Raw genomic sequence first — 13487 nt, forward strand, 5'->3', positions numbered from 1 at the left:
CCCCGGTTCTCCACGTCCTTGTCGGCATGGACGACCGCCCATCCCCAGGGCCGCCAAAGGGTGATTCCGCGGATCCGAACCTCACCCACGGGCCACCTCCGGCATCTCGTCCCAGGTGCGGCCATCGAGGACGCGGCCAGCAGCCTTCTTCCCAAGGGCGAAGAGCGTGTGGACCTCACCGCCAACAGGCAGCGGCTCCGAGGGGAAGGTCACCTCCAACACGCGACAGAGACGCGTGCTGTCCTCCGGCATGCCTTCCGGCACCGGCTCGTAGAGCGCGTCCGCCTCCTGCTCCGTCATCGTGCAGTAGGGCCTCCACGCTCCCCACTGTTTGAAAAAGAAGCACACGCCCGCGCTCACGCACTGGTCGCGCAGGCGTCGCGCCCAGACGGGGTGCATGGGCCGGGCGCCCGGGCCGGACTCACCACCGACGACGACCCAGTCCAACCCTCGACTTCCACCAACAGCGGGAAGCACGTGGTGATGGGCCGGGCCGTTCCAGCCGCTGGTCTGCGTCCGCTGCGGGATGAAGCGCTGAAGGTCAATCGGCCCGAGGAGCGGCTCACAGGAGAGCCACCGCACAGCCGCGGGCGTGCGCAGCAACTCCGGGATGCGCGCGTCCGCGCGCTGCTGGTCCTCCACCGACACGCCCAGCCACACGTTGGGCAGCGGCCAGCGCAGCTCGTCCGGTTCCAGGTTGAGCCCGCGCCGCGTCGCCTCCATGGCAGCGATGGACAGCACCTGGCCACGGAACTCCTCGTTGCCCACGGTGCGCGCCATGACGTCCGCGCGCTTCGTCAGCACCTGGAAGGTGTGCCGCCGCGCGAGCGCCATCACCGCGAACACCTTCGCGATGTCCTTCACCGTGAGCGACTCGTGGAAGAGGTCGCTCATGCTGTTGACGAAGACGCGCCGGGGCTTCCGCCAGTGGAGTGGCTCCAGCAGCTTCTCCGCGTCGAGCACCACCTTGCCCGTCCACCGCGGGCCCGCCGGAGTGCTCTTCACGAGCCCCTCGTAGGCCTGCCCCGGACCGGACAGCCGGATGGCCATGCGCTCCGCATAGCAGCCGCCCTTGCGTGCGCCGGGGGTACCTCCACCGCAGCCCGGGGAGACGCGGGAGCAGCCCCGCGTCGGGTTCCACACGACGTCCGTCCACTCGATGGCCGTCTCAGCCATGGCGCTTCGCCTCCTCGCGCTGCGTGGAAAGGCCGCCGGGCAGCACGCGCAACACGGGCCGAGCGGTGCTGCGGGTGGGCGTGGCGGGCGCCTCGTCGCGGTCCATCAGGCCTAGAAGCGCAGTCACGCCCCGGAGCGCGGCGAGGGCGACGAGGATGCCGGCCGCGGTGAGCAGCTCACGCATGGCGCACCTCGGGGCCCGCCGCGAAGGAGGCCAGCAGCGCGGCCTTCGCGCGTTCGTGGAAGGGCTGCTCGCGCTTCTTCGCCGTCCGCCACAGCCGCTCGCAGGCGGGATGCCGGCAGGTGGCCACCGGGCGCTCCTTCACCTCGCCGAGCTGCAGGTGGCGCGGGCGCAGCGTCCAGCACACCGCGCACCGGGCCTTGAGCCCGGCGTACCCGGCGTCCTCCAGCGACGTGGGCGTCTCGCGGTACAGCCGCAGGCGCAGCAGGCCGCGTTCGCGCTTCGGGCACGTGCGCACCAGCACGCGCACCTGCTCACGGCGCTCCTCGGGCGTGGGCAGCGGGCTACCCATTGAGCACCTCGGGGTGCTCGCGCAGGTAGTCGTTAGCCAGGGCCTCGCCGGACTCGGTGATGACGAGCCCGCGGTGGACGTTCGGCAGACGCTTCAGCAGGCGGCGCTGCTCCAGCCGCTCGAAGTAGTCCGTCGCGGCGCGCTTGGACGACCAGCCGAAGCGCTCGCACACCTCGCTCGCCGAGGGCGCCACGCCTCTGTCGAGCTTGTAGGCGTGGACGTAGGCCAGCACCTCCTGCTGGCGCTGCGTGGGGGCGCCCCCGGAGGGGCCATTCTCGGGAGGGGGACGGCAGCTCATCGCGTGGGCCTCCGGGTGATGACGGTGGCGCAGCTGGCGGCACGCTCGCGGCGGGCGCGGTCGAGGTCGTCGGCCTTCGCCCATGCCTTGCGCGCGTCCGCGTCCCAGACGCTGACGACGACGCCGGAGGGGTCGCTGATGGAGACGCGGTGGCCGGTGCCGCTGCGCAGGGACACCTTGGCGACGGAGGCGGAGTGGGGGCGGGGCGCGCTCACGCGGCACCTCCCGTCCGCACGTCCAGCGCGCTGCGGTCACAGAGTTCCACGAGCGCATCGACGTCGAAGTGCGGGCCGAAGATGGTGCGGCCCCTAAAGCGGAAGCGTTCACGCACCTCGTGCTCCTGCGCAGTGAGGACCGCCTTGAATGCGGTTTGCACCAACTCCGAGGGCGTCATGTGCGGCGACAGGAGCCACTTCCGGCCGTGCTGGGACTGGCCGTCGGCGGTGAACCGCACCTGGAGGAAGAGGCAGGAGCCCTCACCGCCCAGGTGGAAGAGCCAGTCCTCGTAGCGAATCACCGTCAGCAGCGCCTGAATCTCGGTGCGCGTCACGCGGCACCTCGCACCGTCTCCGAGGTGTCCCCGGGCACGCGCACCACCAGGGCAGTGCAGTTGTCGCGGCTGCCGGCGGCGAGCGCGGACTCCACCAGGGCCTGGGCAGCCACCTGGGCGTCGGCGCCGTCCGCCAGCACCGAGGCGAGCTGCTCCGGCGTCAGCGACTCGTGCACGCCGTCCGTGGACAACAGCCATACGTCCCCGGGACGCGCGTCCGTCTCCAGCACGTCCGGAGTGCAGTCGGAGCGGAGGCTGCCGAGGCACCGCGTCAGGACGTGCCGGCTATCGCGATGGTCCTCGGTGAGCTGCTCCAGCTTTCCCGCGCGCAGCCGGTACACGCGGCTGTCGCCCACGTGCGCCACGGCGGCGCGTCCACCCGCCACCACCAGCAGGGCCAGCGTGGTGAGTCCCGCGTGCTGGCCGACATGCTGCTCATGGCGGACGTCGCGGTGGGCGTGCGCGACGGCGGACTCCATGCCGGGCTTGAGCGAGCCACCGCCTCCCGCCGGGTCCATGTACGCGTGCCCCAGCACCGAGCGCACTGCGGCCTGGGCCGCCTTGTCGCTGCCCTCGTAGCTGCCCAGGCCGTCCGCCACGGCGGCGATAAGTCCCGCCGGGCCCTGGGTGTGGCCCACGGCGTCCTGCTGGTAGTCCCGGCGCCCCATCTCGGAGCTCGCGCCCACGTCGTAGGCGCGGCTCATCGGCCACCGCCCTTCTCACCATCCATGACAGACGTGGCCTCCGGAACGAAACCGGCGGAAGCTCGGAGGCGCTGCAACTCCGCGACGGCTGCTTCCAAGGCGTGGTGTGTACAGGCCTGGGCAGGAGATCCAGGCCAGCACGCCAAGCCGCAGGCAACGCACCCGGGAACTGGCGGCACCGACGTCACGAAGGCGAGGACCGCCCCCGGCCCGGCGTCAGAGACGGTGCCGCAACGCCAGGACAGCGCCACGGACCGGCTGGACCCTGGAGCCCGCGTCCCCGTCCCGATGAAATCCTCAGTCGGAACGGGGGGTTGCGGAGTGACCCCGACAGGAATCGAACCTGTGGCCTGCGGTTTAGGAAACCGCCGCTCTATCCAACTGAGCTACGGGGTCGTGAGGCGGCGGGCGTTATAGCAGGGGACTGGTCGGGCGCAACGGGTCTGACGCCTGACCGGGCGTCCTCTGTCCACCCCGCAACGGCCGCTTCCCCGGGCGGGCACGGGGCAAGCAGGCATGGCCCGACCTGCCTGATGTTCCCAGAACATACTTTTGACGCGCTTCCAGAATCTGGTTCAGGCCATCCAGATTCTGGAGAAATCACCCGTGAGTTTGTCTGGAATTGGCGCGCCGTCAGGACCCGCGACGTCTGTCTTCCAGAGGGTGACGGCCCTTTCGTCATCATCCGTAAGCCCAGGGCACGGCCCTTGCTCTATCCCGGGCCATGGCTCCTCCCCCCTCGGAGTCCCGCTCCCAACGACGTCCCACCTCTCCCCTCAGAAAGCCACGCAGTCGCGGCTTCGCCCTGCTGGCGGCCCTGGGCATCACGCTCGCGCTGAGCGTGACCGTCGCCCTGACGGTTCGCGCGGTGACCCGCGAGGCCTCTGTCCAGGGCGACCTGCGCAGACAGAAGGAGGCGTTCTTCGCCGCGGAGGCGGGACTCGCGGAGGGACGCGAGACGATGCGCCTGCTGCTCGGGGACTCGGAGACCTACAACTCCGCGCTCGCGCAGCTCGGCGCCCCCGTGAGCGAGCCCGGGCTCGGGTCCGCCGCCCAGCCCTGGTACGAGGTCCTCCCCGCCGCGGGCTCCGCTGACGGCTGGAACACGTACTCGCTCACTCCGGAGGCCATGACGCCCTCGGAGCTTTCGAGCGCGACGGGCGAGGCCTACGTGGACTACCCACGCCAAGCCCACGTCCGCTACCGCGTGTTCGTCCATGACGACGCGGATGACGCCGACTTCACCACCGACACCAACCGCCGGGTCTGGCTCGTCGCCGTGGGCGAGGTGGTGGTGGGCGGCGGGCGCCCTGCCCGCTCCGTCGTCCAGGCCCTCATCACCAATGACAATGCCTTGCAGCTCACCGGCCCGGGCTGCGTGAACCGCGGCTGCGGCCCCAACAACACGTTCAACAACTCCCTGGACCGCCGCGCCCCGGCCACCCAGACCGTCCGCTTCTTCTGAAGCTTGCAAGTCATCGAGGCGTCCATGCGAGTCCACCTCCTCCCCGCGCTCCTCCTCCTCGCGCCGCTCGCCCACGCGGAGAGCCGGGGCGAGGTCCTCTTCCAACAGGCGTGCTCCCGGTGCCACGTCGCCCAGGTGCAGACGAAGGCCCCGTCCACCTCGGGCCTCGTCGCGGCCTCCAAGGGCAGCGGCCCCCACCTGGGCGAGCTGCTGCCCCGCCGCGGCTACGAGCAGGTCCGCAAGTGGATCCAGGGGCCCCAGCGCCTCAAGCCCGACACGGGCTGCGACACCCGCATGCTCGCGCCCTCGGACCTGGACGCGCTCATGTCGTTCCTGGCCACCGCATCCCAGCCTCCTGAGCCCCAGCGCGCGGAGCGGCTGCGGCAGGAGCTGGAGCAGCAGCTCGCCGAGCGGCGCGCGAAGGAGACGCGATGAACCGCGCCCTCGCCATCTCCGCGCTCCTGCTGGCACCGCTGTTCGCGCACGCGCAGGGGCTCAGCCAGCTCTGCCAGGACGTGCTCACCCAGGACAAGCAGCCCGACTTCCAGGCCAGCGGCTTCGACACGAACCAGTCCGTCAACATCACCCGCGAGAGCCCGCCCCGGCTCCAGCTCAACACCAACCTCACCGTGCTGGACCCCGAACGCATCTACTTCCCGTTCGATCAGCACGTCACCATCAGCTACGTGTTCGAGTCCGCCGGCGCGTCGCACGCGCTCGGCTATATGTACATGGACGACGTGAAGGCCCGGGGCTACGCGGACGCCAACGGGAACCTCGTCGACAAGAACAGCAACGGCATCCTCGACCTGCACGAGGACCTCTTCAATCTGGCGCCCACCAGCGGCGCCAAGGCCCGCCCCTATATCGGCCCCTACACCTCGGCGGGCGCGCCCAACCGCCGGTGCAACGTGTCGTTCACCTCCGGCGGCTTCACCTACAACCAGCCCGAGCTGGCGATGAACGGCGGCTGCGCGTCGACCTTCGCCTCCCAGCAGTCGCTGAAGGACGCGCGGCCGGGTCAGACGGGCAACACCTTCAAGGTCGACCTCGTGGGCAGCCTGATGGGCGGCGCGCCCACGTCCCCCGCGTTCTCCGACCGTGGCGTCTTCGACTACATCCCCAACCTGCTGGAGCCCGCCGACCCTCGCAACAACAAGCTGGGCCTGGGGAAGATGGTCTTCCTCCTGTCCGACGACGACACGGACCTGAGCGTCTTCAACAACATCGCCCCCGTCGCCGACTCCAGCAACACCGCCGACGGCGTCCCCGACTACGACGTCTCCCGGTACGACCCCAACGGCCTCCAGCGCGCCACCAACCCCGACCCCGGCATCACCACGTACGACAGGACCGTGGACCTGGGGCAGATCGAAGGCGGCAAGGAGCTCGTGTTCTTCCTCGTCGTCTTCTACGACGCATCCCACGCCCCCACGTCCACGGGCGGCACCGTCTTCCCGTGCCTGCGCCGGGACGCGGACGACAAGTGCACCCTGCACCTGCGCACGTCCGTCTCCGTCTTCTTCTCCAAGGCGGCGTGGAACATGGACCAGAACGCCGTGGGCGGCACCGTGACGGCCGAGCGCAACATCGGCTGCAGCTACAACTCGAGCTGCAACCCGAGCAGCCCCTCCACGTCCGCCGGGGCCTGCGCCGTGTCCGGCACCAAGGAGCTGCTCTGCGGCTGGCTGGAGGGCCCCAAGACCCACGTCAACTCCACGCTGGGCCGGTTGAACACGGCGGCCTACGGCAACCTCGACATGCCCATGGAGAAGGAGTCCATCCCCCGGCCCGCCAACAACCGCATGGCCCACGTCATCATGGGCGCGCCGAGCACGGACCCCTTCCGGTGGATCCTCGGCTTCGAGGACCTCAACGGCGGCGGTGACCGCGACTTCAACGACGTCGTGTTCCTGATCAACAAGGAGAACGGCGGCGGCGTCCGCTCCGGCACCGTCTCCGGCGACATCTCCCCGGACATCGCCGAGGACTTCACCATCACCAAGGTCCGCTTCCGCCGCCAGGACGACCTCGCCCCCGCGCCGCGCACCTGCACCGGCGGCGCACCGTGCTGGTCGGAGGAGATCCCCGGCGCGTGCCGGCCTCCCGGCGGGCCGCTGCCCACCCTCCGGTACGCCGTGGCCGTGGACTGCCGCGTCTGCGCTGGCGGCACCTGCACCCGCAATCCCAACCCCACCTGGTATCCGGTGGAGTTCCCCAACACCTCGCCGCCCACCCAGGAGGTGGAGCTGGACATGCTGGCGCTGGGCTTCACCGGGTCGCAGTTGTGCTGGAAGGCGGACATCACCAGCCCGAACGAGCGGTGCCGCCCCATCATCGACAACGTGGACGTGGGCTACCAGGCCGTGCGCGCCGGCACCTACGCCCGCGCCTCGCCGTCCACCGTGGGCAACGCCATCGTCTGGGGCGCGAACGAGACGCCCGGACGCGGCTGGGGCCAGGGCTGGACGGCGCCCGGGTATGCCGGCATGCCCGCCGCCACCACGCGCGCCTACGACGGCACCACGGACCTGTCCGTGCGCGGGCACCTCTACTTCCGCTCGCTCTACGACCCGGAGGCCCCCAACCGGACGAACGTCGTCGAGCGGTGGAACGCCGGCCGGGTCATGGCCATCGCGCTGACGAAGGGCCAGGACCCCGCCACCCGCAGGCTCTTCACCCTGGATGCCACGGGGGCGCGCACGGACATCGCGACGGCCGCCGCCGACAGCGCGTCCACCAGCCCCCTCTTCCCGGACTCGCTCTGTGATCAGGTGGTCAACGGCCGCTACGTCTTCGACCTGAACAACGACGGCACCTGCGGCACGCCCACGCACCCGTTCAAGCAGATCAACGACGTCACCAACGACCGCGCCTTCCTGCGCGAGTGGCTGTACGGCTGGGAGGACCTGCACGCGCCGGGCGCCTCGAACGTGCGGCGCGCCTGGCCCGTGGGCGGCGTCAACCTGTCCACCGTGGCGCTGGCCGTGCCGCCGTTCCTCGACGGCTGGTACCAGAGCGCCCGCGCCGCGGAGCGCGACCAGTACCGCAGGAACTTCATGGAGCCGCTGAAGAACCGCCGCACCGTGGCCTACGTGGGCACGGTGAGCGGCTACCTGCACGCCTTCGACGCGGGGGCGTTTCGCACCGGCGCGCGCGATGGCTGCCTCGCCCGGGATCAGCAACGCGGCTACTTCGCGCCGACGTCATGTGGCGCCGGCACGTCGCCGCGCGACTACGGCACCGGCGAGGAGCGGTTCGCCTACCTGCCGCGGCTCCTGCTGGAGCGCTACGTCAACCGGTACGCGCGCTTCCTGGGCTCGGGCAACCTGCCCCGTCCGCAGGTGGATGCCTCGCCCACCATCGCCAACGTGGACTTCGGCGTGCCCGGCAAGCCCGCGTGGACGATGTCCAGCACCCCTTCCCGGACGCAGGGCGCCAAGACGGTCCTGGTCTCCGCCACGGGCAAGGGCAGCCCGGCGGTGTTCGCGCTCGACATCACCCGGCCGGACCTCCCCGCGCAGTACCCGCTGCCGCTCTGGGAGTTCAGCCTGGCGGACGGCGCCGTGCAGCAGGCCTTCACGGACGCGCGCAACGCGGACAGGTCATCGCCCAAGAAGGTGAAGCTCCCGGATGACTCCGGCTCGCGGCACGCGCCGAGCGTGGTGCGCCTGGCCTGGGGCTCCACGCGGACCCCAGGCGCGTGGACCGCCGTCGTCGGCACGGACTACGTCCCCAGCTCCGGCAGGGCGGGCACCCTCTACCTGCTCGACATGAAGACGGGCCGCCCGCTGGACCTGGGCACCACCGCCGCCGGCCGCATGGCGGGCGTCATCACCCTGGACGACGCCTCCGGCATCGCGGGCGAGGCCGCGCTGGTGGACCTGGACCATGACGGCACCTACGAGGTCCTCTACGTCCCGACCACCGCCGGCCGCGTGTACCGCATCAACCTGGATCAGGTCGACACGAGCGCACCGCCAGGCGCCAAGGTGCGCCGCTGCCGCGTGGCGGACGCCCCGGTGGACGTGTCGTTGAGCAGCAGCGCCGCGCAGGGGCAGGACCAGAGCTACCAGCAGCTCTACTCCAACCTGGCCGTGAAGGTGACGGACGCGTCCACCGGCCCGGTGGTCCGCTTCTACTTCGGCACCGCGGACAACCCGGACGAGAGCTCGGACGGGCCGGCCAACAACACCCTCTACCGCTACCACCTGCTGGGCTACGAGGATCCGGACCCCACGGGCACGCGGGGCTGCTCGGCGCTGACGCCGCTCTGGGTGAAGCCGCTGGACGCGGGGCAGGCGGTGTGGGGCGGCGTCTCGCTGTCCCAGGACCAGGTCTACGCCACCACGGCGGTGGGCAAGGCCGCGGACATCTGCAGCCTGAGCAGCACGGAGAGCGGGCGGTTCTACGCCGTGGGCCAGGTGAACACCGGGGCGCTGGCGCCCACGCTGTCGAGCGCGCCCCTCCAGGGCCACGGCGTCAGCGCGCCGGTGGTCCATGACGAGCACCTCTTCGTGCTCACCGCGGACGGAAAGATGCTGATGGTGGGCAACGACGCCTGGAACAACGACACCGGAAGCGCCGCCGCCACGCGCTCGCGGGTCCTGTTCTGGGAGCCCGTGCCGGAAGGACGGTTGCCGAAATGAAGACCCGGAAGACCTCCGCGAGCCGGGGCGTCGCCCTGATTGAAACGCTGGCCGCGTCGGTGGTGCTCATCCTGGGGCTGATGGGGGCCATGGCGATGATCCGCGAGACGAACCGCGCCAACCGCCGGACCCTCACCGCCACGCAAGCCCAGACCCTGGGGGAGCTGACCCTGGAGAACATCGTGTCCATGGGGTGCACGCGCGCCCCTGCGTGCGGAAACATCGCCGCGCTGGACGGCACCCGCTCCACGGTGTGGCAGACCGCCGCCGGGGCGGTGCTGACCAGCAAGCCCGCGGCCTCCGTCGTCGCGCGCGAGTACGAACTCGCCGTGGACGTGGACGGCTCCGTCCAGCCGGGCCTCAACGAGAATGGCTCCGTCGGCGTGCCGGCCGTGGACCGCTCGCTCCGGGGACAGGGCCCTGGCGACCTCGTCAACGTGCGGGTCAGCGTCAGTTGGGTGGAACCGGCCCGGACCGGACGCCAAGTGGTGGTCCTCCAGACGCGGATGGCGCCATGAGACGCAGGGCTTCCCTTCAGCGGGGCTTCACGCTGGTGGAGCTGATGATCGGCTCCGCGGTGTCCGTGGTGCTGCTCGCCATGGCCCTGGGCGCCAGCCTCCAGCTCCAGCGGCGCTCGACGCTGGAGCAGCAGACGATGCTGGCGCAGACGAACGCACGCTCCATCAAGGAGTTCCTCGTCTCCGAGCTGCTCCGCGTGGGCGCCGGCATGGGGAACGCCACGCTGGTGTTCTCCCAGGGAGACGTGCGCCAGGGCCTCACCGTGTGGACGTCACCGGACCTGTCCGAGGGCCGTCCGCCCCTGCTGGCCGCGGATCCAGGCTTCAGGCTGCCGCCCGCGAGCGGCCCCTACGCGGACATGGCCTCGGATGCGCTGCAACTGTGGTGGGGCGACAGCCGGGGGCTGATCACCCTGGACGACTGCTCCGGTGGAAAGGCCTACCGCGTCCGCGAGGATGGCGCGGAGCGCTTCTGCACGGCGGCCTCGCCCTCCACGGAGCTCCAGCCCGTGTCGGGGCAGACGACGCCCGCGTTCCTCGTCAATGCCAGCCAGGCGCTGGCCTGCCACGTGGAGGTGCAGCAGGTCCGCGCGGCGTCGCAGGAGGTGTCCGCCGTCGCGGGCACCGGCGCGCTGCGAACCGGGAGCGGGCCCTGCGTGGACGCCCAGGACGCCGTGTGGGAACAGACAGGCTGGTTGCTGATGCGGGCCCAGGGCGCGTCGTACCGGGTGAACTGGGCCTCGGGTGAACCGGTCCTGGAGTACCTGGCCGCGGGGGCCACCACGTGGACCGCGATGAGCCGCGACGTCGAGCGGCTGAAGGTCCGGCAGGGGCTCATCGACCTGTCCCAGCCCCAACTGCCCCCGCGCTGGTTCCCGGACGCGGAGGCCGGGAGGCCCGCGGTGGATGCCTGCACGCTCGGCCAGGCGCTGTGCGCGGTGGACACGGGGCCCGCGGACGCTCCGGAGGACGCCCCCACGTCGGACGCGGAGCTCCAGCGGCTGCTCCAGGAGCGCGTCCGCTCCGTTGAGGTGACGCTCGTGGTCCGCACGCCCCGCCGCGACCTGGGCTCCGTCCAGGCGGGGACGAGCGACGACGAGGGCTTCCCCCAGGACGGCTACCGCCGCCGCACCCTTACCTTCCGGGTCAGTCTCCGCAACCCGGCCATCGCGGGACGGGTGCCATGACCGGCCCCCGACGCCCCTCCGAGGACTTCATGAAGCGCTCACGTGGGATGACGTTGCTGGAGTTGATGGCGGCCCTGGCCGTGTTCGCCGTGGGGACGGCGCTGGCGGTGGCGGGGATGCGCGGCGACCTGGAGCGCCGGCGCGAGAGCGGCGCGGCGCGGGAGCTGGAGTCCTCGGCGGTGCAGGCGCGGCAGCGGGCCCAGTCCACCCAGCAGCCCATCCGCTTCGTCGTGGACGCGAACGTGCGGCTGGCGAACGGCACCGTGGCCAGCGTGGCGCGCTGGGAGCGGCCGGTGTGCGACAACACCTGGGACAGCGACTCCTGCCCGGCCACGCGCTGCCTGGCGACGACGTGCCGGCAGGTCCCGTCATGCTGCGACGAGGTGGGCGAGGACATCCCGCTCCCCCCGTCGATGGACGCCTCCAGCGTGAGCGGGCTGTGCTTCCTGCCCGCGTCGGGGCGGCCCGTGCGCGTCGAGGGCGACCTGGGCTGCCTGCGCGCCAGCCGGGGGCTCCCCGACGCGCTCGCCGCCGCCGCGCCCGGCACCCTGACGCTCACCTATTCCTCCGGGCGGGTCCCCACGCTGTTCCAGGTGGAGGGGCTGACCGGCGGGGTGCGCGTGCTGGACTGTGATGCGCCGTCCGCGAGCGCGTACGCGGGCCGGGGGTGCCCGTAGCGGGCCCCCGCCGTCTTCCGGGTCAGGCCAGGAAGTCCGCACCTTGAAGTCAGGCCCGGAATCGTCAACATTGGCGGCCCATCCGCGTGCGTCCGGGCCCACGGTTCCGGCGGACGCCCTCGTGAGACCTCCATGCTCGACCGCCCGATGTACCTGAAGCCCGATGTCGCCATCGAGCCGCTGTTCAACCAGTGGTACGTCTGGTGGTACCTCATCTCCCCCGCCACGGCGCCGCTGTTCGTCTCCCGCCTGCACCTGAAGCTGATGCAGTCGTTCGTGGCGAACCCGGACGTGCACGTGGCCGCGCTGCAGAACCCGGCGCTGATGGGCGGCCCCTTCATCAACCACCCCGTGTCGCGCGTGAACGAGGTGAAGGCCCTCCTCGACCGCACCACCCGCGAGCAGGCGGACATGCTGGCCTACACCAAGGCCGTGTCGGACCTGGAGCAGCTCCTGGCCAGCTCCAAGGGCGAGTCCCTGGAGCCGCTCTACGCCAAGGTGCCGGACATGCTGCGCGGCTTCGTGGAGCTGCACTACGACCTGGCCCACCGCGCCAACGCCCGCATCATGGAGCCGCTGCTCTACCGCAGCAGCCTCTACAAGGAAGCGTCGCAGAGCATCTCGCTGATGCGCGTGGCCGGTGACGCGCGCAAGTACGTCTTCAGCACCCCGCGCCTGGAGGGCGACTCGCCCCTGTGGCTCCAGGTGCCCTACCGGCATGAAGGCATCGACGCCCTCTTCCGCATGCGCCACACGCCGGGCAGCCCCGGGCAGGTGGCGGAGATGCTGGGCGTGCCGTCCTCCGCGGCGGAGGCCTTCGCGGACCTCTTCACGGAGACCGCCCCGCGCAAGCCCGAGCCGTACACCGGCCCCGGCGTGCGCGTGCGCTACTTCGGCCACGCGTGCGTGCTGATGGAGACGCGCGAGGTGTCCGTCCTCACCGACCCCGTCATCAGCTACGAGTTCCCCACGGACCAGCGGCGCTTCACCCACGCGGACCTGCCGGAGAAGATCGACTACGTCCTCATCACCCACGGCCACGCGGACCACCTGATGATGGAGACGCTGCTGCAGTTGCGTCACCGCATCGGGACCATCGTGGTGCCGCGCTCGAACGCGTACTCGCTGGCGGACCCGTCGCTGCGCCTGGTGCTGGAGAAGACGGGCTTCAAGAACGTCATCGAGATCGACGACCTGCAGGAGATCCAGATCCCCGGCGGGTCGCTGATGGGCATCCCCTTCATCGGCGAGCACAGCGACCTGGCGGTGCAGGCGAAGACGGCGCACCTGGTGCGGCTGGCTGGCCGCTCGCTGCTGATGGCCGCGGACTCCAACGCGCTGGAGCCGCGCATGTACCAGCACCTGTCGGCGCTGGTGGGGCCGCTGGACGCGCTCTACCTGGGCATGGAGTGCGAGGGCGGCCCGATGAGCTGGATGTACGGCCCGCTGCTCAGCCAGCCCCTGCCGCGCAAGATGGACCAGTCGCGCCGGCTCAACGGCTCCGACAGCGCCCGCGCCACGGAGATCCTCAATCACCTGAACCCGAAGGAGGTCTTCATCTACGCCATGGGCCAGGAGCCCTGGCTGCGCCACGTGATGGTGCTCCAGTACGACGAGACCGCGCCCCAGATGATCGAATCCAACAAGTTCATCGAGGTCTGCAAGGGCCGCGGCATCCCCGCCGCGCGGCCCTTCCTGAGCATGGAGCGCATCCTGGAGTAGCCGCGCGC

General features: G+C 71.2%; 14 protein-coding genes and 1 tRNA gene. 7 read left to right on the plus strand and 8 right to left on the minus strand.

Annotated features, from left to right (window positions below; translation table 11 throughout):
* Positions 1-81: 81 nt before the first annotated feature.
* The 8 genes from K8612_RS16745 to K8612_RS16780 all read right to left on the minus strand — a co-directional run bounded on the left by K8612_RS16745 (position 82) and on the right by K8612_RS16780 (position 3657).
* Positions 82-1176, minus strand: coding sequence for a DUF5131 family protein (locus tag K8612_RS16745; protein WP_223763009.1), 1095 nt, complete (start codon positions 1174-1176; stop codon positions 82-84).
* Positions 1169-1360, minus strand: a complete 192-nt coding sequence (locus tag K8612_RS16750) for a hypothetical protein (protein ID WP_223763010.1) — start codon at positions 1358-1360, stop codon at positions 1169-1171. The genes K8612_RS16745 and K8612_RS16750 overlap by 8 nt, the downstream gene beginning before the upstream one ends.
* A complete protein-coding gene (locus tag K8612_RS16755) occupies positions 1353-1709 on the minus strand; it encodes a hypothetical protein (protein ID WP_223763011.1) in 357 nt (118 codons plus the stop codon). The genes K8612_RS16750 and K8612_RS16755 overlap by 8 nt, the downstream gene beginning before the upstream one ends.
* A complete protein-coding gene (locus K8612_RS16760; RefSeq protein WP_223763012.1) occupies positions 1702-2007 on the minus strand; it encodes a LexA family transcriptional regulator in 306 nt (101 codons plus the stop codon). Before K8612_RS16760 ends, K8612_RS16755 begins: the two co-directional genes overlap by 8 nt.
* A complete protein-coding gene (locus K8612_RS16765; protein ID WP_223763013.1) occupies positions 2004-2222 on the minus strand; it encodes a hypothetical protein in 219 nt (72 codons plus the stop codon). Before K8612_RS16765 ends, K8612_RS16760 begins: the two co-directional genes overlap by 4 nt.
* A complete protein-coding gene (locus K8612_RS16770) occupies positions 2219-2557 on the minus strand; it encodes a hypothetical protein (protein ID WP_223763014.1) in 339 nt (112 codons plus the stop codon). The genes K8612_RS16765 and K8612_RS16770 overlap by 4 nt, the downstream gene beginning before the upstream one ends.
* Positions 2554-3261 carry a PP2C family serine/threonine-protein phosphatase gene (locus K8612_RS16775; protein ID WP_223763015.1) on the minus strand — a complete coding sequence of 236 codons (708 nt, stop codon included), beginning with the start codon at positions 3259-3261 and terminating at the stop codon, positions 2554-2556. The genes K8612_RS16770 and K8612_RS16775 overlap by 4 nt, the downstream gene beginning before the upstream one ends.
* Positions 3262-3583: 322 nt before the next feature.
* Positions 3584-3657 (minus strand) — tRNA-Arg (locus K8612_RS16780).
* A 445-nt stretch (positions 3658-4102) separates the two neighbouring features.
* Here K8612_RS16780 and K8612_RS16785 point away from each other — a divergent pair.
* The 7 genes from K8612_RS16785 (at position 4103) to K8612_RS16815 (ending at position 13479) form a co-directional block, all read left to right on the plus strand.
* The gene (locus K8612_RS16785) at positions 4103-4726 is read left to right on the plus strand and encodes a hypothetical protein (protein ID WP_223738072.1); all 624 of its coding nucleotides are present in this window, start codon (positions 4103-4105) and stop codon (positions 4724-4726) included.
* A 24-nt stretch (positions 4727-4750) separates the two neighbouring features.
* Positions 4751-5161, plus strand: coding sequence for a cytochrome c family protein (locus K8612_RS16790; protein WP_223763016.1), 411 nt, complete (start codon positions 4751-4753; stop codon positions 5159-5161).
* A complete protein-coding gene (locus K8612_RS16795) occupies positions 5158-9375 on the plus strand; it encodes a DUF4114 domain-containing protein (protein ID WP_223763017.1) in 4218 nt (1405 codons plus the stop codon). Before K8612_RS16790 ends, K8612_RS16795 begins: the two co-directional genes overlap by 4 nt.
* A complete protein-coding gene (locus K8612_RS16800) occupies positions 9372-9893 on the plus strand; it encodes a pilus assembly protein (RefSeq protein ID WP_223763018.1) in 522 nt (173 codons plus the stop codon). The genes K8612_RS16795 and K8612_RS16800 overlap by 4 nt, the downstream gene beginning before the upstream one ends.
* Positions 9890-11080, plus strand: coding sequence for a prepilin-type N-terminal cleavage/methylation domain-containing protein (locus K8612_RS16805; RefSeq protein ID WP_223763019.1), 1191 nt, complete (start codon positions 9890-9892; stop codon positions 11078-11080). The genes K8612_RS16800 and K8612_RS16805 overlap by 4 nt, the downstream gene beginning before the upstream one ends.
* Before the next feature lie 29 nt (positions 11081-11109).
* A complete protein-coding gene (locus K8612_RS16810; RefSeq protein WP_223763020.1) occupies positions 11110-11757 on the plus strand; it encodes a Tfp pilus assembly protein FimT/FimU in 648 nt (215 codons plus the stop codon).
* 132 nt (positions 11758-11889) lie between these two features.
* Entirely contained in the window at positions 11890-13479 is a 1590-nt protein-coding gene (locus K8612_RS16815; protein ID WP_223738066.1) for an MBL fold metallo-hydrolase, read from the plus strand.
* Positions 13480-13487: the final 8 nt, after the last annotated feature.

The organism is Corallococcus sp. AS-1-6 (assembly GCF_020037015.1).
Taxonomy (GTDB): Bacteria; Myxococcota; Myxococcia; order Myxococcales; family Myxococcaceae; genus Corallococcus.

Bases quoted from the DNA above. Each gene is read 5' to 3' on its own strand.
- K8612_RS16745 (WP_223763009.1), bottom strand. From the start codon at position 1,176: ATGGCTGAGACGGCCATCGAGTGGACGGACGTCGTGTGGAACCCGACG.
- K8612_RS16750 (WP_223763010.1), bottom strand. From the start codon at position 1,360: ATGCGTGAGCTGCTCACCGCGGCCGGCATCCTCGTCGCCCTCGCCGCG.
- K8612_RS16755 (WP_223763011.1), bottom strand. From the start codon at position 1,709: ATGGGTAGCCCGCTGCCCACGCCCGAGGAGCGCCGTGAGCAGGTGCGC.
- K8612_RS16760 (WP_223763012.1), bottom strand. From the start codon at position 2,007: ATGAGCTGCCGTCCCCCTCCCGAGAATGGCCCCTCCGGGGGCGCCCCC.
- K8612_RS16775 (WP_223763015.1), bottom strand. From the start codon at position 3,261: ATGAGCCGCGCCTACGACGTGGGCGCGAGCTCCGAGATGGGGCGCCGG.
- K8612_RS16790 (WP_223763016.1), top strand. From the start codon at position 4,751: ATGCGAGTCCACCTCCTCCCCGCGCTCCTCCTCCTCGCGCCGCTCGCC.
- K8612_RS16795 (WP_223763017.1), top strand. From the start codon at position 5,158: ATGAACCGCGCCCTCGCCATCTCCGCGCTCCTGCTGGCACCGCTGTTC.
- K8612_RS16800 (WP_223763018.1), top strand. From the start codon at position 9,372: ATGAAGACCCGGAAGACCTCCGCGAGCCGGGGCGTCGCCCTGATTGAA.
- K8612_RS16805 (WP_223763019.1), top strand. From the start codon at position 9,890: ATGAGACGCAGGGCTTCCCTTCAGCGGGGCTTCACGCTGGTGGAGCTG.
- K8612_RS16810 (WP_223763020.1), top strand. From the start codon at position 11,110: ATGAAGCGCTCACGTGGGATGACGTTGCTGGAGTTGATGGCGGCCCTG.
- K8612_RS16815 (WP_223738066.1), top strand. From the start codon at position 11,890: ATGCTCGACCGCCCGATGTACCTGAAGCCCGATGTCGCCATCGAGCCG.